The organism is Ornithinimicrobium avium (assembly GCF_003351765.1).
Taxonomy (GTDB): Bacteria; Actinomycetota; Actinomycetes; order Actinomycetales; family Dermatophilaceae; genus Ornithinicoccus; species Ornithinicoccus avius.
Genome location: NZ_CP031229.1, coordinates 3,853,485 through 3,879,149 on the forward strand (window position 1 = coordinate 3,853,485; position 25,665 = coordinate 3,879,149).

Below are 25,665 nucleotides of genomic sequence, written 5' to 3' on the forward strand. Positions count from 1 at the left end.
CGTGAGCCACGAGGTCGACTGGGACGCCCTGCGCGGGGCCGCGGTCGGGGTCATGCGCCGTGCCTACGCGCCCTACTCGCGCTTCCCGGTGGGCGCCGCCGCGCTCGTCGACGACGGCCGCGTGGTGCTCGGGTGCAACGTGGAGAACGCCGGCTACGGCGTCACGCTGTGCGCCGAGTGCGGCATGGTCTCCGACCTGGTCGCCGGCGGTGGTGGGCGGCTGGTCGCCGTGGTCTGCGTCGGCGGGCAGGAGCAGCTGCTCATGCCGTGCGGGCGGTGCCGCCAGCTCATCTGGGAGCACGGGGGAGCGGCGTGCCTGCTGCAGACGCCGGAGGGCGTGCTGGCGATGGACGAGGTGCTGCCCCAGGCGTTCGGCGCCGAGGACCTCGACGTCTGAGCGGCCCACCGGGCCGGTCGGTCCGGGCGGTCCTCAGCCCGCCGCGGGGCGCCAGTCCTCGGCGCTCACCAGCGACGTGCGCGGCAGCCCGGCCTCCAGCGCGAGGCGAGCGGCCTCGGGGCTGCGGGCGACGTAGACGGCCTCGCCGGAGACACCCGCGACCCGCTCGTGCAGGGTCTGCATGGTGCCCGCGTCGACGACGACACGACCCTGCTCCGACGGCAGGAAGAGCTCCTCGCCGAAGGTCCCGCCCCGGTCCTTGCGCGCCACCCTCGTCACGTCCACAGGACGCTGCGCCATGGCCTCCGCGAGAACCGTCAGGATGGTCGCGTCGTGGGGGTCGCCGCCGTCGACCGGCTCGGCGAAGGCGACCGACCCGTCCTGCTCGAAGCGCACCCCCTGCACGGCGAACTTGGCCCTGCGGTCCCCGGTCATCACCGAGTAGCCGACGACCGGGGAGCCCCCGAGGTCGGCCTGGGCGGCGAGCACCAGCGCCGTCGCGCCCAGACCCACGGCCATCGTCTGGGCGCAGGTGAGGGTGATCTCCAGCCGGGGGGAGGTGACCGCCGCGACCACCCGGTCGTTGCGGACTGCGACGATGGTGGGGAACATCGGCTCGGTGCCGTTCGTCCCACCACGGGACCGGCTCCGACGGAGCAGGTCGGTCACAGGAGGGACGACGAGGGCCATGACGTCAGCGATGAGCACGCGGGACAGGATGTCACACGGTGGCAGCGGGTGCGGCAGGTGAACGTGCGCAGGGTGCCCTGGTGGGGCTGGCTGATCGCGGTCTTCGTGCTGCTGCGCGTCCTCGACGCCGACGCCTCGCTGGTGCCGCTGATCGTCGTCAGCGCCGTGCTCGTCAACATCCTGGGCCGTCGCAGCCGGTCGCGCGGCGACGGCGGGCCCGGGCGGGTCGGTGAGGGCGGGTGGGCCGGCTCGCAGCCCCGCTGGCCCCAGCAGGGGCCCCAGGACGCTCCCGCCGGGGCCGGCCAGGGTCAGCCCGGCGCCGGGCAGCCGCAGCACCCGATGCCGACGATCGACGTGCCGCACTATCCCGGTTCCTCCCCGGGCACGGCGGCCACCGGCGGGACCGCGAGCACCTCCTCCGACCCGGTCGTGTCCCTGGGCCAGCTGCACCTCACGCGCTCCGGACACGACCTGCAGCGCGCGGCGTCCGAGGGCACGGCCACCGAGACGACCAGGGTGCTCGACGAGATCGACGACCTCGTCGCGAGGATGCAGCGCTCGCTCGGCGCCGCTGCGGGCAGCTCGGGACCGGACCGGGACGCCTTCGTGAGGGGTCTGCGGGCGCTGGACGGGCAGGTCCGCGAGGCGCGGGGGGAGAACCCGCCGGGCTCGAAGGTGACCAGGGTCGTCCAGACCTGCCTCCGGATGGGCCACACTGGTCGCCATGAGTGAGTCCTTCGACGCCGTCGACATCATCCGCACCAAGCGCGACCGGGGAGAGCTGTCCACCGACGAGATCGCCTGGGTGGTGGACGCCTACACCCGCGAGGTCGTCGCCGACGAGCAGATGGCGTCCCTGGCCATGGCGATCCTGCTCAACGGTATGACCCGCCGGGAGATCTCCGACTGGACCGCGGCGATGATCGCCAGCGGCGAGCGGATGGACTTCTCCTCCCTGTCCCGGCCCACGGCCGACAAGCACTCCACCGGAGGCGTCGGCGACAAGATCACGCTGCCCCTCGCGCCGCTCGTCGCCGCCTGCGGGGTCGCGGTGCCGCAGCTGTCCGGTCGAGGACTGGGTCACACCGGCGGCACCCTGGACAAGCTGGAGGCCGTCCCCGGCTGGCGGGCGGCGCTGTCCAACGAGGAGATTCTCGCCCAGCTCGAGGACGTCGGCGCGGTGATCTGCGCCGCCGGGTCCGGCCTGGCGCCGGCCGACAAACGGCTCTACTCGCTGCGGGACGTGACCGGCACGGTCGAGGCGATCCCGCTCATCGCCTCCTCCATCATGAGCAAGAAGATCGCCGAGGGCACCGGCGCGCTCGTGCTCGACGTCAAGGTCGGCTCGGGCGCGTTCATGAAGACCGAGTCCGACGCCCGCGAGCTGGCGCAGACGATGGTGGCGCTCGGCACCGACGCCGGGGTGCGCACGGTGGCGCTCCTCACCGACATGTCCACGCCGCTCGGGCGGACCGCCGGCAACGGGCTCGAGGTGCGCGAGTCGGTCGAGGTGCTCGCCGGCGGCGGTCCTGCGGACGTCGTCGAGCTCACGCTCGCGCTGGCCCGGGAGATGGTGGCCGGCGCCGGCGTCACCGACGTGGACCCGGCCGACGCACTCGCCGACGGTCGTGCGATGGACGTGTGGCGCCGGATGATCTCCGCACAGGGAGGCGACCCGGACGCGCCGCTGCCGACGGCGAAGGAGACCCACGTCGTCACGGCCGATGCCGACGGCGTCCTCACCCGCCTCGACGCCTTCTCCGTGGGCGTCGCCGCCTGGCGCCTCGGCGCCGGGCGCGCCCGCAAGGAGGACCCGGTGCAGGCCGCCGCCGGCGTCGAGCTGCACGCCAAGCCGGGCGAGAGGGTCAGGGGCGGCCAGCCCTTGGTGACCCTGCACACGGACACCCCCCAGCGGTTCGCCCGGGCCGTCGAGGCGCTGGAGGGCGCCTGGGACATCGGCTCTCGCGGCACCGCTGACGGGCGTCGCGACATCGTCATCGACCGGATCGCCTGACCCTCGCCGGCACAGCGGTGCGAGCGCACCGCTGTGGTCGGGCCTTACACGCCCTTCGGGTGCCAGACGGTCTTGGTCTCCTGGAAGGTGCGCAGGCGGGTCAGGTCGGGCACCGGCACGAAATCGGGCTCGACGGCCGCGGGCCCGTCGCCGGCCGGGCGCAGGACCCGCTTGACGTTCTCGGCGGCGGCCGCCTCCAGCTGGCCCCACGACAGGTCCTCGACACCGGCGGCGCCGGTGAGGTCGATGGCGTTGACGTCACGGTGCGAGGCCAGCCAGGGGGCGACCTCGGCGGTCCGGCCGGTGATGATGTTGACCACGCCGCCGGGCACGTCGGAGGTGGCCAGCGCCTCGGCCAGCGTGATCGCGGGGATCGGCCGCTCCTGCGAGGTCAGGACCACCGCGGTGTTGCCCGAGACGATCACCGGGGCGACGGCGGAGACCAGGCCGAGCAGCGAGGACCGCTGCGGGGCGAGCACCGCCACGACACCGGTGGGCTCGGAGGCGGAGATGTTGAAGTAGGGGCCGGCGACCGGGTTGAGCGCCCCGTCGACCTGGGTGTACTTGTCCGACCAGCCGGCGTACCAGACCCACCGGTCGATCGCGGCCGACACCGCGGCCTCGGCCCGCGCGGGCGTCAGCCCCTCCGCGGCGCGGACCTCGGCCACGAACTGGTCGCGGCGGCCCTCCATCACCTCGGCCACCCGGTAGAGCACCTGGCCGCGGTTGTAGGCGGTGGCGCCGGCCCAGCCGGGCTGAGCCTTGCGGGCCGCCACGACCGCGTCGCGGGCGTCCTTGCGCGAGCCCTGGGCGACGTTGGCGAGGAACGGCGGGTCGGTCCGCGAGGCGGAGGTGCGCGAGCCGCGCGGAGCGGCATACACCTCGTAGGAGCGGCCCGACTCGCTGCGGGGGAACTTGCCCCCGATGTAGAGCTTGTAGGTCTTGCGCACGTCGACTCGAGAATCGGCCATGCTCACGCTCCCGTCCTGACGTAGCCCTGCAGTCCGTGGCGGCCGCCCTCGCGGCCGTAGCCCGACTCCTTGTAGCCGCCGAAGGGGCTGGTCGGGTCGAACTTGTTGAAGGTGTTGGCCCAGACGACACCGGCCTTGAGCTGGTCGGCCATCCACAGGATGCGCGAGCCCTTGTCGGTCCAGATGCCGGCGGACAGCCCGTAGGGGGTGTTGTTGGCCTTGGCGACCGCCTCGCCGGGGGTGCGGAAGGTCAGCACCGACAGGACCGGCCCGAAGATCTCCTCCTGGGCGATCCGGTGGGTCTGGCTGACGCCGGTGAAGACGGTCGGGGCGAACCAGAAGCCCTTGCTCGGCAGCTCGCACTCCGGCGACCAGCGCTGCGCCCCCTCGGCCTCTCCGACCGCGGCCAGCTCGGTGATCTTGTCCAGCTGCGCGCGGCTGTTGATCGCGCCGACGTCGGTGTTCTTGTCCAGCGGGTCGCCGACGCGCAGGGTCGACAGGCGCGCCTTGAGGCGTTCCTGGACCTCCTCGGCCACCGACTCCTGCACGAGCAGGCGCGAGCCGGCGCAGCAGACGTGCCCCTGGTTGAAGAAGATGCCGTTGACGATGCCCTCGACCGCCTGGTCGAGCGGCGCGTCGTCGAAGACGATGTTGGCCGCCTTGCCGCCCAGCTCCAGGGTGGCTTTCTTGCGGGTGCCGGCGATGGTCCGGGCGATCGCCTTGCCGACCGCGGTCGAGCCGGTGAAGGCGACCTTGTCCACGTCGCCGTGGCCCACGAGCGCCTGGCCGGTGGCGCCGGCGCCGGTGATGATGTTGACCACGCCCGGCGGCAGGTCGGCCTGCTGGCAGACCTCGGCGAAGAGCAGCGCGGTCAGCGGCGTCGTCTCGGCCGGCTTGAGCACGACCGTGTTGCCGGTCGCCAGGGCGGGGGCGATCTTCCAGGAGAGCATCAGCAGCGGGAAGTTCCACGGGATGACCTGGCCGACGACGCCGTAGGGCTGCGGGTCGGCGCCCAGGCCGGCCCAGTCGAGCTTGTCGGCCCAGCCGGCGTGGTAGAAGAAGTGCGCCGCCGCCAGCGGGATGTCGACGTCGCGCGACTCACGGATCGGCTTGCCGTTGTCCAGGCTCTCCAGCACCGCGAACTCGCGCGCGCGCTCCTGCAGGATCCGGGCGATGCGGAAGAGGTACTTGCCCCGGTCGGCGCCGGACATCCTGGACCAGACGCGGGTGTATGCCGTGCGCGCGGCGGCCACGGCCGCCTCGACGTCGGCCTCGCTCGCCTCGGAGACCTCGGCGAGGACCTCCTCGGTGGCCGGGCTGACCGTCTTGAAGCTGGCGCCGCCCGTGGACGGGGTGAACTCGCCGTTGATGAACAGTCCGTAGGAGGAGGCGAGGTCGAGGACCGCGCGGGACTCCGGCGCGGGGGCGTACTCGAAGGTGGGCATGACGGTCCTTGTCGGTTCGGGGGTGCACGGGGGCGCAGCCCCCGTGGGATTCAGTAGAGGCTGGGCGAGTCGTCGGGGATGTAGTCGGCGCCGGAGTAGGCACCGGTGCTCATCCGCTGGCGCTGCAGCAGCAGGTCGTTGAGGAGGCTGGAGGCGCCGAAGCGGAACCACTCGTCCGACAGCCACGCCTCCCCGGCGACCTCGTTGACCGCGACGAGGAACTTGATGGCGTCCTTGCTGGTGCGGATGCCACCGGCCGGCTTGACGCCCACCATCCGCCCGGTCAGGGCCAGCCAGTCGCGCACCGCCTCGAGCATGACCACGGTGACCGGGAGGGTGGCGGCGGGCGCGACCTTGCCGGTGCTGGTCTTGATGAAGTCGGCGCCCGCGAGCATCGCCAGCCAGCTGGCGCGGCGCACGTTGTCGTAGGTGACCAGCTCACCGGTCTCCAGGATGACCTTGAGCCGCGCGTCGCCGCAGGCCTCCTTGACGGCGACGATCTGCTCGAAGACGGTCACGTGGTCACCGGAGAGGAACGCGCCACGGTCGATCACCATGTCGATCTCGTCGGCGCCGGCCTCCACGGCGTACCGGGTGTCCGCCAGCTTGACCGGGAGGCTGGCCCGGCCGCTGGGGAAGGCGGTGGCGACCGCCGCGACCTTGACGTCGCTGGCGCCGAGGGTCGCCCTGGCGGTGGCGACCATGTCGCCGTAGACGCAGACGGCCGCCGGCCGCGGCGTGCTGGGGTCGGAGGGCAGCGGCGAGAGGGCCTTGGTGCACAGGCCGCGGACCTTGCCGGGGGTGTCCGCGCCCTCGAGCGTGGTCAGGTCGATCATCGAGATCGCCAGGTCGATCGCCCAGGCCTTGGAGGTCGTCTTGATGGAGCGGGTGCCGAGCGCGGCGGCGCGGGCCTCGCACCCGACCTGGTCCACGCCGGGCAGCCCGTGCAGCCACGAGGTCAGGGCGGTGTCGGTCAGGCGCGACACGCCCAGGACGTCGCGGGCCCGGGCCTCCTGGTCCGCGGCGGTCACGGCGACGGTGTCAGGGGTTGTGGTCACCGCCCGAGTGTAGCCCGGCAGCCCTGACCGGCCGCTGCGCGATCTGGCAGGATGCGCAGATGGAGACCGACCTCGCCGCCCTGCCCAAGGTGCTCCTGCACGACCACCTCGACGGCGGCCTGCGCCCCGCCACCGTCCTCGACATCGCCCGGCAGGAGGGGTATGACGCGCTGCCGGCGGACGACGTCGACGACCTGGCCCGGTGGTTCGCCGAGGCCGCCGACTCCGGCTCGCTCGTGCGCTACCTGCAGACCTTCGACCACACCGTGGGCGTCATGCAGACGCGGGAGGCGCTGGCGCGGGTCGCGCGCGAGTGCGCGGTCGACCTGGCCGCGGACGGGGTCGTCTACGCCGAGTCCCGCTACGCCCCCGAGCAGCACCTGCGCCAGGGGCTGACGCTCGACGACGTCGTCCTGGCGGTCAACCGCGGCTTTCGGGAGGGCGAAGAGGAGGCGGCCGGGCAGGGCCGGCCGATCCGCGTCAGGGTCCTGCCCAGCGCCATGCGGCACGCGGCGCGATCGGTCGAGATCGCCGAGCTGACCGTGCGCCATCTCGGCGACCAGGTCGCCGGCTTCGACATCGCCGGCGCCGAGGACGGGTTCCCGCCCACCCGGCACCTGGAGGCCTTCGACTACCTGCGCCAGCACAACGCGCACTTCACGATCCACGCCGGCGAGGCGTTCGGCCTGCCGAGCATCTGGGAGGCGATCCAGTTCTGCGGAGCGGACCGTCTGGGCCACGGGGTGCGCATCGTCGACGACATCGTTCTGGACGGCGTGCCGGTCACCGAGGACCTGCCGGCGGCGATCGCCCGCGCCGCGACCGACCCCCGCGCCTTCGAGCTCGGGGCGCTGGCGGCCTACGTCCGGGACACGCGGATCCCGCTGGAGATGTGCCCCAGCAGCAACGTGCAGACCGGCGCTGCCGCCTCGATCGAGGCGCACCCGATCAGCCTGCTCAAGGACCTGCAGTTCCGCGTCACCCTCAACACCGACAACCGGCTGATGAGCGCCACCTCGATGACCCGCGAGGCCGGCCTGCTCGTGGAGCGGGCCGGGTGGACGCGGGCGGACCTGCGCCGGGTCACGGTCAACGCGATGAAGTCGGCCTTCCTGCCCTTCGACGAGCGGCTGGACATCATCGAGGGAGTGCTCAAGCCCGCCTATGACGGGACCTGAGCAGAACAGACTCCCGAGAGAACCCCCGGCACGAAGATGCCGCGCGGGGTCAGCCGGGGGGCAGGAGCCGGGCGCGCAGGGCGTCGGCCCGGTCCAGCCGGTCCTCGTCGCGGCGTCGGCGCTCGGCCAGCACCGCGGCGAGCACGTCCTCGGGGTGCGCGCCGCCGGGGGGAGGTGGCGCGACCCGTTCGAGCACCGCACCGGCGAGCGCCGGCCCGGTCGACGCGCGGGCCTCGGCGGTGAGGCCGGGCGCCCGCAGCAGGAACTGGCGGACCGCGACGAGAAGGGCGTCGGGGATGACGCCGATGTCCGCTCCCCCCGCCCAGGCGGCCAGCTGGGGGCTCGGTTCGGGCGGCTCGACCAGCCGCAGGCGCACGCGCTCACGGACGACGTAGGTGCCGGCGAGCAGGTCGCCGATGCGGCGGGCCCGCTCGTTGGTCGCGGCCACCAGCAGCGCCAGCCCGCCCAACGTCATCCACAGCTCGACCGTGCCGGCGAGCGCGCGGATGGTGGCGTGCCGCAGGCCGATCGGCCCGGTGTCGTCGCGCACGGTGCGCAGCCCCATCACGAGCTTGCCTACGGTGCGCCCGTGCAGGAGGGTCTCCAGGGTGATCGGCAGCCCGGCCATCACCAGGGCCATGACGACGATCCCGAACGCCTGGCCGAGCGCCGCGTCCCGGCCGAAGAGCTCGAACGGCGTCACGAGGAGGAGGATCAGCACGCCGGCGGCGACCACGAGCAGGTCGATGATCCCCGAGACCATCCGCAGGGGCAGCGAGGCCGCGGGCAGCTCCACCTCGACCGCCTCGGCGGTGACGAAGCGCTCGGTGTCGAAGATCCCCCGGGCCGCCATGGTCGATCAGCCTAGTAGGGCGGGCGGCAGGAGGGCCCGGGAGCACCGCATACAGTGACCCGGGTGGACCTGGACGCGCTGGTGGGACGACGCCGGGAGGCGTGGGGGCGGCTCGACGCGCTCTCTCGTCGCCGACGGCTCACCGGGGCCGAGGCGGACGAGCTGGTCGACGGCTACCAGCTCGCGGCGACCGACCTGTCGCTGGTCCGCTCCACGGCGCCGGACCCGGCCGTCGTCGGCTACCTCTCCACGCTGGTCGTCCGTGCCAGGGCGCGCGCCTCTCGGGTGCCGACCCTGTCCTGGTCCGGGGTGGGCCGCTTCTTCGCCGAGGACTTCCCGGCGGCGCTCTACCGGCTGCGCTGGTGGTGGGGGATCACCGCGGCGGTCAACGTCCTCGTCGCGCTGGTGCTGGGGTGGTGGCTCTACGAGCACCCGGTCGTCGAGAACTCGCTGATGAGCCCGGAGCAGGTGCAGCTGCTGGTCAACGTGCAGTTCGAGTCCTACTACTCCGAGCACGCGGCCAGCAGCTTCTCGACGCTGGTCTGGGTCAACAACGCCTGGGTGGCGGCTCGCTGCATCGGACTCGGCGTGCTGGGCTTCCCGGTAGTCGTCCTGCTGTGGCAGAACATCGCCAACCTGGCCGTGATCGGCTCCCTGATGCACCGGCACGGGCGGGCCGACGTCTTCTGGGGGCTGATCACCCCGCACGGGCTGCTGGAGCTGATGGCGATCTTCGTCGCGGCCGGCGTCGGCCTGCGCCTCTTCTGGGCGTGGGTCGCACCGGGGCCGCGCACCCGGCTGGCCAACCTGGCCCGGGAGGGCCGCACGGCCGCGGGGGTCGCGCTCGGTCTCGTCGTCGTCCTGCTCGTCTCCGGCCTCATCGAGGGCTTCGTGACGCCCTCGCCGCTGCCGACCTGGGCCAGGGTGGGCATCGGGGTCCTCGCGCTGGCTCTCTTCCTCGTCTACGTCTTCACCCTGGGCCGGCGCGCGGTGCGGGCCGGGGTCAGCGGGGACGTGGGGGAGCACCTGCAGTCCGCGTCCGCGCCCACGACGGGGTGAGCCGGGGCGGGGCGGCGCCGGGAGCGTGCGCGGCTCGTCCCGACGACGCGCTCAGATCCCGATGTCCTCGTAGGACCGTGGGTCCTCGACCGGCTCCAGGTGCAGGTTGACGCGCAGGTCCGGGTACTGCGCCAGGAGCGCGTCCGTGAGGTCCTCGGCGACGTCGTGCCCGCGCTTGACGGTCCAGTCGCCCGGGACGAGCAGGTGCATCTCCATGAAGCGGCGGTGGCCGGACTCACGGGTGCGGAAGGCGTGGAAGCGCACGTCGTCCTCCTCGAAACCGGCGATGAACGTCTCGATGACCCCGACGATCCGGGCGTTGTCCTCGGCCGGGAGCGAGGCGTCCATGAGGCCGGAGGTGGAGGTCCGGATCAGGCCCCACCCCGTGACGAGGATGTTGATCCCCACCGCGAAGGCGATGATCGGGTCCAGCCGCTCCCACCCGGTCAGCCACACCAGCAGCACGCCCACGACGACACCGACGGAGGTCCACACGTCGGTGAGCAGGTGCTTGCCGTCGGCGGTGAGCGTGATGGATCGGTGCTGCTTCCCCGCGCGCAGCAGCACCCAGGCCACCGAGCCGTTGATCACCGAGGCGACGACCGATATCGCCAGGCCGATCCCGATGTTGTCCAGCGGCGCAGGGTCCAGGAAGCGCTGCACCGACACCATGAGGATGACCGCGGCGGCGACGAAGATCATCACGCCCTCGACGGCGGCGGAGAAGTACTCGGCCTTGCTGTGCCCGAAGTTGTGGTTGCGGTCCGGCGGCCGGAGCGCGACGCGCAGGGCGACGAGGGCCACCACCGCGGCGACCAGGTTGACGGTGCTCTCCGCGGCGTCCGAGAGCAGCCCCACCGAGTCCGTCACGTACCAGGCGCTGCCCTTGAGCAGGATCGTCGCGACGGCCGCGGCGATCGACAGCCAGGCGAACCGCGTCAGGTCCTCCGGCGCCGGGTGGCGGGTGCTGAGACTGGGCTTCTCAGGGGTGGAGGGCATGCGGAGGCTCAGGGGTCCGGGCGGCGGGCATGGCGTCGATCCTACCGGCCTGCACCCGGCCGGCGGCGGTGCTCACAGCAGGCCCTTCGCCTTGAGCTCGAGGTAGTGGTCGGCCAGCGCGCCCGGCAGCACGGCAGGAGGTTCGTCGACGACGCTCACCCCGAGCCGGGCCAGCGCCGCGGCCGTCCGGTGCCGCAGCGCGCCGGCGCGCTCGGCGGCCGCCGCGTCGTAGACGCGCTCCACCGAGGAGAGGTCCTGCCGCAGCCTGGAGAGCGCCGGGTCGGCGACGGAGGCCAGGACCACGCGGTGGTGCGCGGTGAGCGTCGGCAGCGCCGGCAGCAGGCCCTGCTCGACCGCGGCCGGCTCCAGCGGGGTGAGCAGCACGACCAGCGCGCGCCTGCGCGTCAGGCCGACGACCGCTCCGGCGAGGGTCGTCCAGTCCGCCTCGACCAGCTGCGGCTCCAGGGGCGCCATCGCGGTGACCATCGCGTGCAGGAGCGGCGCGCGGGAGCTGCCGGTCCCCGAGCCGGCCCGCGCCCGGACCACCCGGTCCCCCGCGACCAGGTCGACCCGGTCCCCGGCCCGTTCGGCGAGCGCCGCCAGCAGCAGCGCGGCGTCCATCGCGGCGTCCAGCCGCGGCTCGTCACCGACGCGCGCGGCGCCGGTCCGGGAGGTGTCCAGCACGATCACCACCCGGCGGTCGCGCTCGGGCTGCCAGGTGCGCACGACGACGTGCTGGCGCCGAGCCGTCGCGCGCCAGTCGATCGAGCGGACGTCGTCGCCCTCGACGTAGTCGCGCAGCGAGTCGAACTCGGTGCCCTGCCCCCGCGTGCGCACCGCGGAGCGGCCGTCGATCTCGCGCAGGCGCGCCAGCCTGCTCGGCAGCTGCGCGCGGGAGCGGAACGGCGGCAGCGAGCGGACCACGCCCGGCACCGGGGTGGTCGCCTGCCGCCCCGCCAGGCCCAACGGCCCGTGCAGCCGCACCGTCACGCCGACCGCCGCGCGCTCCCCGCGCCGGACGGGCACGAGCGTGGTGGTCACCCGGCGGCGCTCGCCGGCGGGCAGGTCGAGGGTATGGCGTGGGTCGGCCGCTCCGGCCGACGGCACCCAGGCGTCACGCACCATCCCCCGCAGACGGCGCGTGCCCGGGTTGGTCAGTGTGAGCGTGGACGCCGCCGGCTCGCCCAGGCGCACCTGCGGGTCCGGCGAGCGCTCCAGGCCGACGGTGCGGGGCGAGGGGGTCAGCGCCGCGTCGAGCAGCACCAGCAGCGCGACGCCCGCCAACCACAGGGCGGCGACCGTCCCCGCGCTGCCCGGCCACAGCACGACGGGCACCACGCCCAGCAGGACCAGGGCGAGGACCGGACCCCTCACGACCACGGCGAGCCCCTCAGCGCGGCACCGGCACCGAGGCCAGCACCGACTCCAGCACCGAGGTGGTGCTCACTCCTTCGAGCTCGGCCTCCGGGCGCAGCGCGACGCGGTGGGCCAGGGTGGCGTGCGCCAGCGCCTTGACGTCGTCGGGGGTGACGTAGTCGCGCCCCGACAGCCACGCCCACGCCCGCGCCGTCCGCATGAGCGCGGTCGCCCCGCGCGGGCTGACGCCGAGCTGGAGGGAGGGGGAGGTGCGGGTCGCACGGGCGAGGTCCACGACATACCCGACGACCTCGGGGGAGACCTGGACCCGACCGACGGCGGCGGTCCCGGCGGCCAGGTCCGCGGGCGTGGCGACGGCGCGCACTCCCGCCGCCGCGAGGTCGCGCGGGTCGAAGCCCGCCGCGTGCCGGGAGACGACCTGCATCTCGTCCTCGCGCGGCGGCAGCGGCACGGTGACCTTCATCAGGAAGCGGTCCAGCTGGGCCTCGGGGAGGGGGTAGGTGCCCTCGTACTCGACGGGGTTCTGGGTGGCGGCGACGAGGAAGGGCGCGGGCAGGGCGTGCGTCGTGCCGTCGACGGTGACCTGGCGCTCCTCCATCGCCTCGAGCAGCGAGGACTGGGTCTTGGGAGGCGTGCGGTTGATCTCGTCCGCGAGCAGCAGGTTGGTGAAGACCGGCCCCGGGCGGAAGGTGAAGTCGCCCCGGCCCGCGTCGTAGACCATCGAGCCGGTGACGTCGCCGGGCATGAGGTCGGGCGTGAACTGCACCCGCGTGGTGGTGACCTCGAGCGCGGCGGCGAGGGTCCGCACCAGCAACGTCTTGGCGGTGCCGGGAACCCCCTCGAGGAGCACGTGCCCCTGCGCGAGCAGCGCGACGACCAGCCCGGAGACGGCCTGCTCCTGCCCGACCACCGCCTTGCCCACCTCTTCACGGAGGGCGTGCAGGGCGGCGCGGGCGCGTTCGGCGTCGTCGTGCCCGGCGTCGATCTCGGTCATGGGTGCAGTCCTTCCTCGAGGGAGCGCAGCTCCCGGGCGGTGGTCACGAGCGTGCTGTCGTCGTCGTCCAGCGGTCCCTCGAGCAGCTGCTGCACCTGCTCGACCGGCCGCCCGGTCGCGTCGGCGACGGCGCGGGAGAGGGTCTTTGCCTCGGTCGTGGTGGGCAGGCCCAGGCGCGGGGCGAGCCGTCGGCGGGTGCCCTGCCGGAGCGCGTCGAGGGCGTGGCGCCGGTCGCGGGCCTGTCGGTAGAGGCGGCCGCGGTTGCGGGTCGTCTCCGCGGCGTGGACCACCGCGGGCAGGGGCTCGGTGACGACCGGCCCGAGGCGGCGGCCGCGCCAGAGGGCGAGGGCGAGGACGGCGGCACCCAGGACCACGACGACCGCCGTGGTGCTGCGCGGCAGCGCCTCCCACAGCGTGGTGGGCTCGGTCTCCGCGGCCGCGTCGCCCGGCTGCGGGACCACCCAGAGCAGCTCCGGGCTCCCGCCGAGCAGACGCAGCCCGAGCGCGGCGTGCGCGCCGTCGGTGACGTGCGCGTTCTCCAGCGCGCTGCCGAATCCGACGAGCACGACCTCGGGCCGCTCGGCGGTGGCGGGCCAGGACAGGAGCGCGCCCTCGCGCGCGCCGCCGGCGTTGTGCCCGCGGGTGGGTGGGTAGCAGGCGGTCACGGGCGACCGGTCGGCGCCGGAGGCCTCCAGCTGGACGTCCTGGCGCAGGAGCAGGTCGCCGGGGCGGGTGAGCGGGTCCTGGCAGTCCGGCTCGCGCGGCGGCCCGCCCGCGGCGGGCTCGACGCCCACGTCCAGGCCGAGCACGGTGCCGGGCGATGCGGTCGCGTCCGGGACCACGACGACGAGCCGGTCCGCGCCGGCCGAGCGGGCCAGCAGGTCGGCTCCGGCCTGCTGGTCAAGGTAGGCGGTCCCGGTCAGCAGCACGGTGGTGCCCGGCCCGACCGGTCGGTCGAGGAGCGCGGTGCCGCCGGCGACCGGCTGCACGTCGACGCCCTGGTCGGACAGCACCCGTGCCAGCGCTCGCCCGCCCTCGCGACCCGGGTTGTCCGGGCCCAGCCGCTCGCCGGACGGGTTCCCGGAGAGCAGGGTGGCGACGACGGCGACCACGAGGGCGAGGACGACCCAGGGGGCCCACCGACGCAGCAGGCGGAGCCGGTCGGGGCGGTCCGGCCGGGCGGGTTCGTCCGGCCCGGCGTCGAACCCGTGCTCGTCCTCGGAGCCGGGTCCCTCGTCCGTGCAGGGCGGGGCGGGCGCGCTCACGGCGCACCTCCGACCGTGACCTCGCCATCGGCAGCCGGGACCGGCCGCGCGGCGACGAGCCGCCGGTCGAGCTCCACGACCCGGCTGGCCTCCTCGGCCCCCACCGCGGCCGCGCCGTAGCGCACCGCGTCGAAGCGGTCCGCGGCCCGCGCCAGTGCGAACGCCTCCTGCGGGAAGACCTGTGCGAGGTCCACGGCGACCTCGTGGGCGGTGCGCCCGGGACGCCCGTCGAGCAGCGCCCTCTCCACGGCGCCGGCGGCGACGGCCCGGTAGGCGTCCAGCAGCGCGTCGGCGTGGTTCCCGGCTGCGGCGGCGTCCGCCGCCCGGCGCCGGTACGCGGCGGCCGGCAGGCCGGCCCCGTCGAGCACCGCGCCACCGGCCGCTCGACCCGGACCGGGACGGCGCCACCGGTCGCGCGCGGCGAAGAGGACGACGGCGAGCGCCACGAGGAGCACCCCCGCGAGCACCGCCCAGGCGGCCCACGAGGGCAGCCGGGCCGGCAGGTCGAGCGCGGGCAGGTGGTCGGCGACCCAGCGCCAGGCGCGCGCGACGAACGACTCGTGCAGCTCGTAGCCGGGCCCGGACAGCTCCTCCTCGAGGAGGCGCCGCGCCTCCTCCCGGTCGGGGTCGACCGGGACGCCGATGATGAGCACCCGCGGCCCCGGTCAGCGCGTCCGCGCGGCGGCCCGGGCCTGGGCGGCCTGGACCAGGGCGGAGTCCAGGCCCTCCCGGCGGATCCGCTGGTCGAGGTAGAGCAGCGCGGTGACGCCGGCGGTGAACGGGACGACGAAGGCGTTGACCACCAGCTGCACGAGGTGGTCGGTGCCGACCATGAGCGGGCTGACCAGGGAGGCGTCGCCGAACGGGTCCAGCCCCCCCAGGGCGCTCAGCACCAGCGTCACCGGGAACTGCACCATGCTGCTGAACATGGTCGTCAGGATGCCGGCGAGCAGGGTGATGCCCACGACCCGCCAGCCCTGGCCGCCGGTGGTCAGGCGCCAGGCGCGGCGCAGCCCGCGCCACGGGCCGACCCGCTCCAGGACGACGGCGGCGGGCGCCAGCGAGAGCCGGACGCCGACCCAGGCGACCACGAGCAGCAGCGCGAGCATCACCAGGACGCCGGCCACGATCGCGGCGACCTCGCCCACGCTGGACAGCGCCCAGCCGAGCAGCAGCGCAGCCACCACCGCCAGGACGGCGAGCACGGTCAGCACCAGGGACATGAGCACGAGCACCCCGAGCAGGGCGGGCAGCCGACCGCGGACGGCGTGCCAGGTCTGCGCCAGACCGACGCGGTCGCCCAGCACCGCCTCTCCCACGACGTGCACGATCATGCCGGTCAGGGCGACCGAGGCCAGCGCGAGGAAGAGGGTGCTGACCACCGTCGAGAGCAGGTAGCGGTCCTCCGCCGCGAGCGAGCCGACCCTCAGCACCGCCAGGGAGGCGAGGTAGGAGGGCACGAGCAGCACCGCCAGCACGAGGAAGGCGGTGCCGACGGTCGCCGAGGGGTTGCGACGCATCGTCTGCAGGGTGCCGCCGAAGACGTCGCCCAGGGTGAGCGGCCGCAGCGGCACCACGCCGGGCTGGTGCAGGCGGGCCAGCTGCTCCGGCGGGAGCTGCTGCCAGGCCGGGGCGGGCTGCTGCGGCGCCTGGGGCCCGGGAACGGGTCCGGGTGGGGGCGGGGTCCACCGGGGCACCTGCCCCCCGTGGTCGGACCCTGGCGGCTGGCTCATCCCCCTGCTCCTCCTGCGTCTGGTGCGTGCTCGGCGTCCCCGGGTATGTCGTGCTGCAGGTCGCGCAGCAGGTCCGCGGCCTCCCGCTCGGCCACCCTGGCCCGGACCGGAACGGCACCCAGGGCCCGGTGTGCGGCCACGATACCCGGCTGGGCGCGGCGCAGCGCGTGGCCCCGCCGCCACAGCGTCAGCGGTGGCTTGCGCCGCTCGGCCAGGTCGCGCGCCAGCCGCCGGGCGAAGACCACCCAGGGGCGGTGGTGGACGGACCAGGCACCCGCGAGCAGGCCGCGGTGGCGCAGCCCCTCGATGGCGTGGGCGGCGAAGATCCCCTCGGCCACCACCAGCGGTGCCCCGCCCAGCTCGATGGTCCGGTGGCCGACCACGCTGGAGGTCGAGATGTCGTAGGTCGGGACCCGGGTGCTGCCCCGCACGCACAGCTCCTCTGCGGCCCTCAGGGCAGCGTCGAGGTCCCAGGAGCGCACGTCGTCCCAGTCGACCAGGCCCAGCGGGCTCATCGGCAGGTCGGGCGCGCCGAGCTCCCGGTAGAAGTCGTCGAGCGGGAGCAGCGGCAACCCGTGGCTCTCGTGCAGACGCCGCGCCAGCCGGGACTTGCCGGCGCCGCTGGGACCGGAGAGGACGAGCACCCGGGCACGGCGGCCGGCGTCATGATCCATGGTGCGCCATTCTAGGTGCCGCCCGCCCGTAGACTCGGGCGGCGTGAGCGCACCCAGCACCCTGCCGCCGCCGACCGGCGACCTGGTCCGCGTCTACCGCACCCTGCCGGCCAGGATCGTCGGGTGGGGGATGGTCGCGGTGGCCGGGGTGTTCGCCACGCTGACGGTCGTGGACCTGGTGAGCGGGTCGCACCGGGGGCTGGCGTGGCCCGCCGCGCTGGTCGTGGCACTGGCAGGTCTGGCGTGGGTCCTCTTCCTGCGCCCGCACGTGCAGCTGCGCACGGACGGGGTCGTGCTCGCCAACCTCGTCAGCGACACCCGGGTGCCGTTCGCGGCGGTCGAGGAGGTCACCGACCGCTGGGCCCTGGAGCTCAACGACCGACAGGGGCACCGGCACAGCGCGTGGGCGGTCCCGGTGCGCCGGGAGTGGGTGCGCCGCCGCGCGGTCGACGACTTCGCCGAGACCACCCGCCACCGCGGCTCGGCCGGCACCACCGCGCAGGGCGTGGCCGACGAGGTGCACCGCGCGCTGCAGCGCTGGCGCCTGGACGGAGGGGAGGCCCGCGCGCACGAGCAGGGGACCGACGTGGTGACCCGGCGGCCGGCGTGGTCGGCGCTCGTCGTGCTCGTGCTGGCCCTGGTCCTCCTCGTGGTGGCGCTGCTGAGCTGACAGGTGGTGGCCGGCAGCCACGCCCAGCCCGTCCCGGCGCCCCCGCCGGCGTCAGAGGGCGGTGAGCTGCTCCATACCCTCGCGGACCGCCGCCAGACGACGCGCCGCCTCTCCGCGCGCGTGCGCGAGGTGCTCGCGACCGTCGACGGGGACGACGGCCTCCAGGTAGACCTTGAGCTTGGGCTCGGTGCCGCTCGGGCGCACGATCACGCGCGTGTCGTCCTCGAGGAGGAAGCGCAGGCCCTCGGTCGGGGGCAGCGCTCCGACCCCTTCGGCGAGGTCCTCGACCGTGGCCACGGCCACCCCGCCCAGCTCAGCCGGCGGCTGCTCCCGCAGCCGGGCCAGGACCGGCGGGATGAGCGCGAGGTCGGCGACGCGCACCGAGAACGCGTCGGTGGCGTGCACCCCGTGCTCGAGCGCCAGGTCGTCGAGCACGTCGAGCAGCGTGCGGCCCTCCGCCCTGAGCGTGGCGGCCAGCTCGGCGGCCATCAGTGCGGCGGTCACGCCGTCCTTGTCGGGCACCGTGGCCGGGTCGACGCAGTAGCCGAGCGCCTCCTCGTAGCCGTAGGCCAGTCCCGGGACGCGGCCGATCCACTTGAAGCCGGTGAGGGTCTCCTGCCCCGGCAGTCCTGCTGCCTGCGCCATCGCGCCGAGCAGCCGCGAGGAGACGATGGAGCGGGCCAGCACCCGGCGCTCCTTGCTCACCCGTCCGCGGGCCAGGACGTGGTGGCCCAGCAGCGCGCCCACCTCGTCGCCGCGCAGCATCCGCCAGGCCCCGCCGTCCTGGACCGCCAGGGCGCAGCGGTCGGCGTCGGGGTCGTTGGCGATCACCAGGTCGGGCCGCACCTGCCCGGCCAGCTCGAGCGCGGCGTCGATGGCGCCGGGCTCCTCGGGGTTGGGGAAGGTCACCGTGGGGAAGTCGGGGTCGGGCTCCTCCTGGCTGGCGACCGGCGACAGCTCGGGGAAGCCGGCGCGGCGGAAGGCCTCCAGCACCACGCCGGAGCCGACGCCGTGCAGGGCGGTGTGCACGACCGAGAGGTCCCGCGGGCTGTCCGGGTCGAGCACCGCGACCGCGGCCTCGAGGTAGGCCTCGACGACGTCCTCGCCGAGGGTGACCCACCCGTCCCGCGCCATCGGCACCTCGCGCACCGAGGTGACCTGCGCGATCTCGGCGGAGATGTCCGCGTCCGCGGGCGGCACGATCTGAGAGCCGTCGCCGAGATAGACCTTGTAGCCGTTGTCCTGCGGGGGGTTGTGGCTGGCGGTGACCATCACCCCTGCATCGGCGCCGAGGTGCTGGATCGCGAACGCCAGCACCGGCGTGGGCAGCGGGTGGGGCAGGACCATGGCCCGCCCGCCGGCGCCCTCCACGACGGCGGCGGTGTCGCGGGCGAAGACGTCGGAGTTGTGGCGAGCGTCGAAGCCGATCACCACCGCGGGGCCAGGGGTCCGGTCGCCGGCGGCCTCCAGCGTCCTCCTCAGGTATGCCGTCAGGCCGGCGGCGGTGCGGATCACCACCGCGCGGTTCATCCGGTGGGGCCCGGCGCCCAGGGCGCCGCGCAGCCCGGCGGTGCCGAACTCGAGGAAGCCGGCGAACCGGTCCTCGAGCTCCTCGACGGCGGCGGCCTCGCCCGCCTCGGCGCGGCCGAGCAGGTCCCGCAGCTCGACGCGGGTCTGCTCGTCGGGGTCGTCCTCGACCCAGGCGCGCACCCGGGCGAGGAGCTCCTGGGTGGTGGCGTTCTCCATACCTGTTCTCCTGCCTCAGATCTTCTCGACGATGCGCGCGAGCAGCTCGCCGCAGCGCTCGGCGGCGGCGCGGCCGACCTCGATGACCTCCTGGTGGTCCAGCGGCGTCTGGCTGATCCCCGCCGCGGGGTTGGTGACCAGGGAGATGCCCAGGACGTCCAGCCCGGCCTCGCGGGCGGCGATGGTCTCCAGGGTCGTCGACATGCCCACGAGGTCGCCGCCGATGAGGCCGGCCATCGCGACCTCGGCCGGGGTCTCGTAGTGCGGGCCCCGGAACTGCACGTACACGCCCTCGTCGAGGCTCGGGTCGACCTCACGGGCCAGCTCGCGCAGGCGCGGGGCGTAGGCGTCGGTGAGGTCGACGAAGGTCGCGCCCTCCAGCGGGGAGTCGGCGGTCAGGTTGATGTGGTCCTTGATGAGCACGGGGGTGCCGGGCGCCCACTCGGGGCGCAGCCCGCCGCAGCCGTTGGTGAGCACGATCGTCGAGCAGCCGGCCGCGGCGGCGGTGCGGACGGCGTGGACGACGGCGCGCACGCCGCGACCCTCGTAGTAGTGCGTGCGCGTGCCGAAGACCAGCACCCGGCGTCCGTCGGCCAGCGGCACCGAGCGCATCGTGCCGGAGTGCCCCTCGACGGCGGCGGCGACGAAGCCGGGGACCTCGGTGTTCTCGATCTCGGCGGCGGACTCCCCGAGCAGGTCGGCCGCGGTCTTCCAGCCGCTGCCCAGGACGAGGGCGATGTCGTGCCGCGGGGCTCCGGTGCGCTGCGCGATCACCGTGGCGGCGGCGCGCGCCACCTCCTGCGGGTCGGTGGCCGGATCGGCGAGGTCGGGGTGCGTCGGGGAGGTGGAGGTCACCGTCGCAGCCTACCGATGGTTGGATAGGGGTCGTGAGCGCAGCGAACATGTCCGTGGTCGTCGTCGGCGGGGGTCCCGGCGGGTACGAGGCGGCGCTGGGCGCCGCACAGCTCGGCGCCGAGGTGACCGTCGTGGAGCGCTCCGGCCTGGGCGGGGCCGCGGTGCTCACCGACTGCGTGCCGAGCAAGGCGCTCATCGCCACCGCCGACTTCATGGACCGCTTCAGCGCGGCCCGGCGGATCGGCGTGCACTTCGACGGCGCCAACGTGCCCGGTGACCAGGGGGTCACCGCCCACATCAGCGACGTCAACGCCCGGATCATGGATCTTGCCCGTGCGCAGAGCCGGGACATCGACGAGCGGCTGGAGAGCGCCGGCGTCGAGGTCGTCCAGGGCGCCGGGCGGCTGCTGCCGGACCGCCGCGTGGAGGTGGTCCAGGGCGTGCAGGACGTGGCCTCCGGCGAGCAGCCGGCGCCGCACGGGCAGGACCGGAGCGCGGCGGAGGCGACCAGGGTCGTGGAGGCGGACGTGGTGCTGATCTCCACCGGGGCGCGCCCGCGCGTGCTGGACTCCGCGCTCCCGGACGGGGAGCGCATCCTGACCTGGCAGCAGATCTGGGACCTCACCGAGCTGCCCGAGCACCTGGTGGTCATCGGCTCGGGAGTCACCGGTGCCGAGCTGGCGCACGCCTACCTCGGGCTGGGCTGCGCGGTGACGCTGATCTCCTCGAGGGACCGGGTGCTGCCCGGGGAGGACGCGGACGCCGCCAACGTGGTGGAGGAGGTCTTCCGCCGGCGGGGGATGACCGTGCTCAACCGCTCGCGCGCCGGCGCGGTGCGTCGCGAGGGCGACGGGGTCGTGGTCACCCTGGAGGACGGCCGGGAGGTGCAGGGCTCGCACGCGCTGCTCGCCGTCGGGTCGATCCCGAACACCACCGACATGGGGCTCGAGGAGGCCGGCGTGCGGATGACGCGCTCCGGCCACATCGAGGTCGACCGGGTCTCGCGCACCAGCGTCCGGGGCGTGTATGCCGCAGGAGACTGCACCGGCGTCTTCCCGCTCGCCTCGGTCGCCGGGATGCAGGGGCGGATCGCGGTGGCGCACGCGCTCGGGGACGCGGTCGCGCCGCTGTCGCTGGGCAAGGTGAGCTCCAACATCTTCACCGACCCCGAGATCGCGACCGTGGGGGTGAGCCAGGCCGACATCGACGAGGGCCGGGTGGACGCCCGGGCCGTCATGCTGCCGCTGTCGAAGAACCCCCGGGCCAAGATGCAGAACGTCTCCGACGGCTTCGTCAAGATCTTCGCGCGCAAGGGCAGCCTGACGATCGTCGGGGGAGTGGTCGTCGGGCCGCGGGCCAGCGAGCTGATCTTCCCGATCGCGCTGGCGGTCGCCAACCGGCTCAACGTCGACCAGTTCTCCTCGACCTTCACCGTCTACCCCTCGATGAGCGGCTCGCTGTCCGAGGCGGCCCGCCAGCTGCACGAGATCGCCGACTGAGCCGGGTCAGCGCCGGTCGACGACGAGGCGGTAGTAGTCCCGGTCCAGGATCTGGGCGGAGAACCAGAACTTGCGGTCGACCTCCTCGGAGACGCTCTGCCGGTAGCCGTCCGGCACGTCGGCCCCCCCGACCGGGGTGAACTCGCCGGTGCGGCTGTCGTAGCGGCCCTTCTCGGTGATGAAGCTGCGGTCGTTGAAGACGACGAGCGGGTCGGCCCCGGAGAAGACGTCGCGGCCCATGAGCAGCCGGGAGTCGAACTCCAGCCCGAGCAGGTTGGACAGGGTGGGGATGATGTCCATGCTGGCGACGGGCTCCTCGATCACCTCGTGCTCCATCCCGGGGGAGTAGATGATCAGGCTGCTGCGGTGCAGCTCGAAGCGCTCGTCCACCTCGTGGCCGGCGAGGTCGTCCAGGTCCTTCTTCTCCAGCCCGTAGGGGTAGTGGTCGGCGCTGAGCACGATGAGCGTCCGGTCCGCGACCCCGGCCTGCTGGAGCCGGTCCAGCAGCAGCTCCAGCGCCCGGTCCAGCTCGATCTGGGTCGCCATGTAGGCCTTGCCCGCCTCGCCGTAGGGCAGGTCCTGCACCAGGTCCCTGTTCTTGCCGGCGATGAAGTTGCCGCCCCAGTTGTAGAGCAGGTGCCCGCTGACCGTCATGTAGTAGGCGTGGAAGGGCTCGTCGTGGACGTATTCCTTCGTGGTGATGTCGATCATCTCCACGTCCGACTCCGGCCAGGTGGGCGTGACGTCCAGCCCGTTGCCCAGCGCCTTGTAGTCGTAGCCGAGGTTCGGGTGCGAGATGTCGCGCCCGTAGTAGTCGAAGGTGTGGTCGTGGTAGGCCTTGGTCGTGTAGCCCAGCCGCCCCAGCTGGTTGCCCATCGCGAAGGGCATGGAGTTCTCCCCCGACACGAGCATGCTCCACACCCCGCTCTTGGGGATGAGCCCGGTGGTCGCGACGTACTCGCCGTCGGAGGTGCTCACGCCCCAGACCGGGTTGTAGAAGTCGGTGAACGTGTAGCCCTCCTCGGCCATCCTGTACAGCGTCGGCGTGACCTCCTCGTCCACCGCGTAGTGCGAGAACGCCTCCGCGGTGAGGAAGACCAGGTTGTAGCCCTCGAAGCGGCCGGTGTGGTCGTTCTTGGCGCTGGGCGTCAGGCTGCCGAAGTAGTCGTGCATGCTCCGCAGGACCTCGTCGTCGGTGTCCGCGCCCAGGGCGGCGAAGTCGATGTCCATCGCGTTCTCGCCGTGGGCGACGGGCTCCGGCACCGCCCGGGTGCTGCCCCCTGCCGGCGTCGGCGGGCCCTGGTCGGCAGGCTCGTCGCGGTCCGCCGGGAGCCTCGGCGCCAGCGTCATCGGGGGCGGCGCCAGCTCCGGCTCGAACCCCAGGAGCGTGCGCTGCAGGTCCAGCCTGGTGGTCGTCAGCAGCCCCAGCTGCTCGACCGAGGCGACCGGCTCGCTGCTGCGGTGGTAGGCGTCGTAGGCGCTGGCGTGCCCCTGGGAGCCCACGCTCATCGCCACCATGCCCACGCCGTGGAGGAGCAGCGCCAGGAGCGCGGCCACCGACCGGGCGAACCAGCCGAAGCGGTAGCTCATGGCAGGCGACCTCTTCGGCAGGAGCGCGAGGAGCAGGAGCGGGACGGCGCACAGCAGGAGGAGGACGGCGTTGCGGGAGATCGCCAGGCCGATGACGTCGGTGAACTGTGCCACCTGCCCGCCCCGCACGGCCGAGAAGACGGTGAAGTAGGTCCCGAAGACGTCGTGGTAGACCAGCTGCGCCATGAAGAGCAGGGTGACCAGCACCAGGAAGGTGCCCGTCAGGACGACCCTGGCCCAGCCGTGCAGGAAGCTGATCACCAGGAGGGCCACCAGCGCGGCGACACCGGCGAAGAGCGTCAGGTAGAGCAGGCCTCCGCCGAGGAAGGGCGCGCCGGTCCCGAGCCGCAACAGGAGCTCGAGGTAGAGGATCGAGACGGCGAGGAGCACCGGGAGGACGAACGGGGCACCGCCGTGCCGTGTCTCCCGGGCCGGGCCACTGCCCTGCCGGGCCCGTGGCAGCGTGGCCGCTGTCGCCATCCCACTGTTGTAGCCCGCTCCGGCGCCCGGGGGAAGCAGGCGCGCGGGGGAAGCAGGCGCGCGGGGAACCCCGGTCACCGGGACACGGCCACGAGAAGTGCGGCGAGACCCGCCACGAGGGCCACCACCACCGCGTGGGGCCACGGCTGGCGCACCAGGACCCCGACGAACTCCCGCAGGACCGCGCTCGGCAGGAAGTACCGCGCGGTCGGGGCGCCCACGACCTGGGCCAGGAGTCCCTGCTCGCGGGTGATGATCGCGGCGCGGAAGGCGTGGTAGTCGTTGGTGACGACCACGACCCGGTCGCCGCGCCCCTCCGTCCGCAGCAGCTCCAGGCTCAGGCGGAGCCTCGGTGCTGCGCGAGGCGGTCTCGCGGCGCACCAGCGCGGGGTCGGCGCCGGCGGCCACGAGGTGGTCGGACATGGCGACCGCCTCGGGCACGTCCTCACCGGGTCCCTGGCCGCCGGAGCACACGAGGACCGCGTCGCCGCCCCGCGCCAGCTCCGCCTCCAGCACCTCGCGTCCGCGCCGCAGCCGGGCGGCGAGCAGCGGCGGGACCCGGGTCCCGAAGATGCCCGAGCCGAGCACGACGACGGAGTCCGCGCCTGGGTCCGGGTCGCGGCGGGCGTAGAGCAGGCCGTAGAGGACGAAGGACCAGAACAGCAGGCCCAGGTAGGCCACCAACAGCCAGGCGGCGCCCACGAGCACGACCACGGGGGGCGGGGCCAGCGCGACGACGACCACGGTGACGGCGGTCAGCCCCACGAGCGCCAGCCCCAGCAGGAGCGTGAGCAGGTTGCCCAGGCTGCGGCCCTCGCGCCGGGTCATCGCCAGGCCGTTGAGGAGCAGGAAGGCCACCTGGGCGAGGGCCACGAGCACGAGCACCACGAGCAGCGCTCCGGCGGCCAGCGGGCTGCTTCCGGCGGTGTCCAGCAGGGCCAGCACGACCAGGTACGCCACGGCGCCACCGGCCACGACGGCCAGCCAGAGCCGGCGCAGCTCGGGCATGGCCGCCCAGCGCTCGGCGTCGGTCATCTCGACCCGAGGCGTCCGGCCGTCCACGACGCGCAGCCGGGCGACCATCCCCGAAAGCCCGCGGTGGTCGCCGAGCGTGGCGACGATCAGGCTGGATACGCCCAGGACCCAGGCGGCGCCGCCGAGCAGGCCGAGCCCGGTCAGCGTCCCCACCGTCTCCAGCAGCACGTAGCCGCCCGAACCCGCGGCGGCGCGTACCAGCCGCTGCCCGACCGACGGCGGGTCGCCCGACTGGGCCTGCGGCCGGACGAGGACGATGCGCTGGCCCGGCGTGGCGCCACGCCCCGCCAGCGGCACCACGACGAGCAGCGCAGCCGCGACGAGCAGCGTGAGCGTGGCGCGGATGCCCTCGGCGTCCGCCACCTCGGTGCGCGACATCGCCCCGGTGGAGAGCAGCACGCTGCCCAGCAGGATCCAGAGGAGCACGCTGCCGATCTCGACGAGGAGGACGTCGGCGACCATGCCGAGGACCCGGCGCAGCCAGGTCACCGGTTGGGGACGACCAGGGTCGGCGACCTCCTGGCCCGGTACGAGCCTGAGCGCCGGTGCCGCGAGGAAGCCGAGCGCCGTACCGGTGGTGTTGGCGATCAGGTCGTCGACGTCCATGAGCCGGTAGGCGCAGGGGTAGAGGCCCCAGTTGCCGGTCAGCTGGGTCAGCTCGATGAGCCCGGAGGCGGCCAGACCCAGCAGCACGGTGACCACGAAGCCGCGGCAGCAGAGGTGACGCAGCAGCATGCCGAGCGGCACGAAGAGCAGCACGTTGAGGACGAGCTGCATCAGCACCGCGCTGACCGAGCCTCCACCCCGGCTGGCCGAGGCGAGGTCCCGGAGGAACTGCAGCGGCCGCAACTGCGGCGTCGACGGGTCCGCGCAGACCAGGGCGGGGTCGGGGAGGGGAAGGATGGTGTAGGTCCACAGCGCCAGCACGTAGACCGCGGCGCAGCCCACGAGGAAGGCGTGGCCGGCACCGAAGCGTCCGCGCCGGCGGCAGGACCAGGCCAGGTAGGGGATGAACCCGACGAGGACGACCAGCAGGCCGCCGACGACCGCCAGGACCGCCGGGGCCGAGAACCCGATCACCGG

General features: G+C 74.2%; 22 protein-coding genes. 7 read left to right on the top strand and 15 right to left on the bottom strand.

The genetic code is table 11. The annotated features are described in order from the left end of the window. Window position 1: 1 nt before the first annotated feature. The gene (locus DV701_RS17795; RefSeq protein WP_114930346.1) at window positions 2-397 is read left to right on the top strand and encodes a cytidine deaminase; all 396 of its coding nucleotides are present in this window, start codon (window positions 2-4) and stop codon (window positions 395-397) included. 33 nt (window positions 398-430) lie between these two features. On the opposite strand, the gene DV701_RS17800 is transcribed toward DV701_RS17795, so the two are convergent. Beyond that, window positions 431-1,105: a hypothetical protein gene (locus tag DV701_RS17800; RefSeq protein WP_114930348.1), complete on the bottom strand. Its 675-nt coding sequence runs from the start codon at window positions 1,103-1,105 to the stop codon at window positions 431-433. Between the two features lie 30 nt (window positions 1,106-1,135). Here DV701_RS17800 and DV701_RS17805 point away from each other — a divergent pair, with 30 nt between their 5' ends. Together DV701_RS17805 and DV701_RS17810 are read left to right on the top strand one after the other, a co-directional pair. Then, window positions 1,136-1,819, top strand: coding sequence for a hypothetical protein (locus DV701_RS17805; RefSeq protein WP_114930350.1), 684 nt, complete (start codon window positions 1,136-1,138; stop codon window positions 1,817-1,819). After that, entirely contained in the window at window positions 1,812-3,101 is a 1,290-nt protein-coding gene (locus DV701_RS17810) for a thymidine phosphorylase (RefSeq protein ID WP_114930352.1), read from the top strand. Before DV701_RS17805 ends, DV701_RS17810 begins: the two co-directional genes overlap by 8 nt. A gap of 44 nt (window positions 3,102-3,145) precedes the next feature. Here DV701_RS17810 and DV701_RS17815 read toward each other — a convergent pair whose 3' ends face one another. From DV701_RS17815 to deoC, 3 genes are read right to left on the bottom strand one after another with little or no spacing between them, the layout of a single operon-like run. Beyond that, window positions 3,146-4,072 (bottom strand): aldehyde dehydrogenase family protein, encoded by a 927-nt coding sequence (locus DV701_RS17815; RefSeq protein WP_114930354.1) that lies wholly within the window; start codon window positions 4,070-4,072, stop codon window positions 3,146-3,148. A gap of 2 nt (window positions 4,073-4,074) precedes the next feature. Beyond that, window positions 4,075-5,517, bottom strand: a complete 1,443-nt coding sequence (locus DV701_RS17820; protein ID WP_114930356.1) for an aldehyde dehydrogenase family protein — start codon at window positions 5,515-5,517, stop codon at window positions 4,075-4,077. A gap of 50 nt (window positions 5,518-5,567) precedes the next feature. After that, the gene (deoC, locus tag DV701_RS17825) at window positions 5,568-6,575 is read right to left on the bottom strand and encodes a deoxyribose-phosphate aldolase (RefSeq protein ID WP_456093833.1); all 1,008 of its coding nucleotides are present in this window, start codon (window positions 6,573-6,575) and stop codon (window positions 5,568-5,570) included. Between the two features lie 59 nt (window positions 6,576-6,634). Here deoC and DV701_RS17830 point away from each other — a divergent pair, with 59 nt between their 5' ends. Then, window positions 6,635-7,753 (top strand): adenosine deaminase, encoded by a 1,119-nt coding sequence (locus tag DV701_RS17830; RefSeq protein WP_114930360.1) that lies wholly within the window; start codon window positions 6,635-6,637, stop codon window positions 7,751-7,753. Window positions 7,754-7,802: 49 nt separating this feature from the next. On the opposite strand, the gene DV701_RS17835 is transcribed toward DV701_RS17830, so the two are convergent. Beyond that, a complete protein-coding gene (locus DV701_RS17835; protein WP_114930362.1) occupies window positions 7,803-8,606 on the bottom strand; it encodes an RDD family protein in 804 nt (267 codons plus the stop codon). A 63-nt stretch (window positions 8,607-8,669) separates the two neighbouring features. Between DV701_RS17835 and DV701_RS17840 the strand changes: the two genes are divergently transcribed. Then, on the top strand, window positions 8,670-9,665 hold the full coding sequence (locus tag DV701_RS17840) for a stage II sporulation protein M (protein ID WP_114930364.1): 996 nt from the start codon (window positions 8,670-8,672) through the stop codon (window positions 9,663-9,665). 51 nt (window positions 9,666-9,716) lie between these two features. Here the strand turns inward: DV701_RS17840 and DV701_RS17845 are convergent, their stop codons facing one another. The 7 genes from DV701_RS17845 to DV701_RS17870 all read right to left on the bottom strand — a co-directional run bounded on the left by DV701_RS17845 (window position 9,717) and on the right by DV701_RS17870 (window position 16,707). Beyond that, window positions 9,717-10,664: a cation diffusion facilitator family transporter gene (locus DV701_RS17845; RefSeq protein WP_114930365.1), complete on the bottom strand. Its 948-nt coding sequence runs from the start codon at window positions 10,662-10,664 to the stop codon at window positions 9,717-9,719. A gap of 72 nt (window positions 10,665-10,736) precedes the next feature. Continuing rightward, window positions 10,737-12,044: a DUF58 domain-containing protein gene (locus tag DV701_RS17850; RefSeq protein WP_114930366.1), complete on the bottom strand. Its 1,308-nt coding sequence runs from the start codon at window positions 12,042-12,044 to the stop codon at window positions 10,737-10,739. Between the two features lie 10 nt (window positions 12,045-12,054). Continuing rightward, the gene (locus DV701_RS17855) at window positions 12,055-13,035 is read right to left on the bottom strand and encodes an AAA family ATPase (RefSeq protein ID WP_114930367.1); all 981 of its coding nucleotides are present in this window, start codon (window positions 13,033-13,035) and stop codon (window positions 12,055-12,057) included. Continuing rightward, complete coding sequence (locus DV701_RS18375; RefSeq protein ID WP_162803114.1) at window positions 13,032-14,300, bottom strand: DUF4350 domain-containing protein; 1,269 nt, start codon at window positions 14,298-14,300, stop codon at window positions 13,032-13,034. Before DV701_RS18375 ends, DV701_RS17855 begins: the two co-directional genes overlap by 4 nt. Beyond that, complete coding sequence (locus DV701_RS17860) at window positions 14,297-14,953, bottom strand: DUF4129 domain-containing protein (RefSeq protein WP_114930369.1); 657 nt, start codon at window positions 14,951-14,953, stop codon at window positions 14,297-14,299. The genes DV701_RS18375 and DV701_RS17860 overlap by 4 nt, the downstream gene beginning before the upstream one ends. A 12-nt stretch (window positions 14,954-14,965) precedes the next feature. Beyond that, complete coding sequence (locus tag DV701_RS17865; RefSeq protein ID WP_114930371.1) at window positions 14,966-16,033, bottom strand: hypothetical protein; 1,068 nt, start codon at window positions 16,031-16,033, stop codon at window positions 14,966-14,968. Continuing rightward, window positions 16,030-16,707, bottom strand: a complete 678-nt coding sequence (locus DV701_RS17870; protein WP_114930373.1) for a uridine kinase family protein — start codon at window positions 16,705-16,707, stop codon at window positions 16,030-16,032. The genes DV701_RS17865 and DV701_RS17870 overlap by 4 nt, the downstream gene beginning before the upstream one ends. A gap of 43 nt (window positions 16,708-16,750) precedes the next feature. On the opposite strand from DV701_RS17870, the gene DV701_RS17875 reads away from it, so the two are divergent. After that, window positions 16,751-17,377 carry a hypothetical protein gene (locus DV701_RS17875; protein WP_114930375.1) on the top strand — a complete coding sequence of 209 codons (627 nt, stop codon included), beginning with the start codon at window positions 16,751-16,753 and terminating at the stop codon, window positions 17,375-17,377. A 51-nt stretch (window positions 17,378-17,428) separates the two neighbouring features. Here DV701_RS17875 and DV701_RS17880 read toward each other — a convergent pair whose 3' ends face one another. Together DV701_RS17880 and DV701_RS17885 are read right to left on the bottom strand one after the other, a co-directional pair. After that, window positions 17,429-19,123 (bottom strand): phospho-sugar mutase, encoded by a 1,695-nt coding sequence (locus DV701_RS17880; protein WP_114930377.1) that lies wholly within the window; start codon window positions 19,121-19,123, stop codon window positions 17,429-17,431. Window positions 19,124-19,138: 15 nt separating this feature from the next. Further along, complete coding sequence (locus DV701_RS17885) at window positions 19,139-19,978, bottom strand: purine-nucleoside phosphorylase (protein WP_114930379.1); 840 nt, start codon at window positions 19,976-19,978, stop codon at window positions 19,139-19,141. A gap of 47 nt (window positions 19,979-20,025) precedes the next feature. Between DV701_RS17885 and DV701_RS17890 the strand changes: the two genes are divergently transcribed. After that, window positions 20,026-21,477 (top strand): NAD(P)H-quinone dehydrogenase, encoded by a 1,452-nt coding sequence (locus tag DV701_RS17890; protein WP_114930381.1) that lies wholly within the window; start codon window positions 20,026-20,028, stop codon window positions 21,475-21,477. Between the two features lie 6 nt (window positions 21,478-21,483). Here DV701_RS17890 and DV701_RS19440 read toward each other — a convergent pair whose 3' ends face one another. Next, the gene (locus DV701_RS19440; RefSeq protein WP_114930383.1) at window positions 21,484-25,662 is read right to left on the bottom strand and encodes a sulfatase-like hydrolase/transferase; all 4,179 of its coding nucleotides are present in this window, start codon (window positions 25,660-25,662) and stop codon (window positions 21,484-21,486) included. Between the last annotated feature and the right edge of the window lie 3 nt (window positions 25,663-25,665).

What these genes read in the sequence shown, in the direction of transcription:
- DV701_RS17845 (WP_114930365.1), bottom strand. Translation starts at nt 10,664, where the DNA reads ATGCCCTCCACCCCTGAGAAGCCCAGTCTCAGCACCCGCCACCCGGCG.
- DV701_RS17880 (WP_114930377.1), bottom strand. Translation starts at nt 19,123, where the DNA reads ATGGAGAACGCCACCACCCAGGAGCTCCTCGCCCGGGTGCGCGCCTGG.
- DV701_RS17870 (WP_114930373.1), bottom strand. Translation starts at nt 16,707, where the DNA reads ATGGATCATGACGCCGGCCGCCGTGCCCGGGTGCTCGTCCTCTCCGGT.
- DV701_RS17820 (WP_114930356.1), bottom strand. Translation starts at nt 5,517, where the DNA reads ATGCCCACCTTCGAGTACGCCCCCGCGCCGGAGTCCCGCGCGGTCCTC.
- DV701_RS17830 (WP_114930360.1), top strand. Translation starts at nt 6,635, where the DNA reads ATGGAGACCGACCTCGCCGCCCTGCCCAAGGTGCTCCTGCACGACCAC.
- DV701_RS17865 (WP_114930371.1), bottom strand. Translation starts at nt 16,033, where the DNA reads ATGAGCCAGCCGCCAGGGTCCGACCACGGGGGGCAGGTGCCCCGGTGG.
- DV701_RS17890 (WP_114930381.1), top strand. Translation starts at nt 20,026, where the DNA reads ATGTCCGTGGTCGTCGTCGGCGGGGGTCCCGGCGGGTACGAGGCGGCG.
- DV701_RS17810 (WP_114930352.1), top strand. Translation starts at nt 1,812, where the DNA reads ATGAGTGAGTCCTTCGACGCCGTCGACATCATCCGCACCAAGCGCGAC.
- DV701_RS17815 (WP_114930354.1), bottom strand. Translation starts at nt 4,072, where the DNA reads ATGGCCGATTCTCGAGTCGACGTGCGCAAGACCTACAAGCTCTACATC.
- DV701_RS17835 (WP_114930362.1), bottom strand. Translation starts at nt 8,606, where the DNA reads ATGGCGGCCCGGGGGATCTTCGACACCGAGCGCTTCGTCACCGCCGAG.
- DV701_RS17855 (WP_114930367.1), bottom strand. Translation starts at nt 13,035, where the DNA reads ATGACCGAGATCGACGCCGGGCACGACGACGCCGAACGCGCCCGCGCC.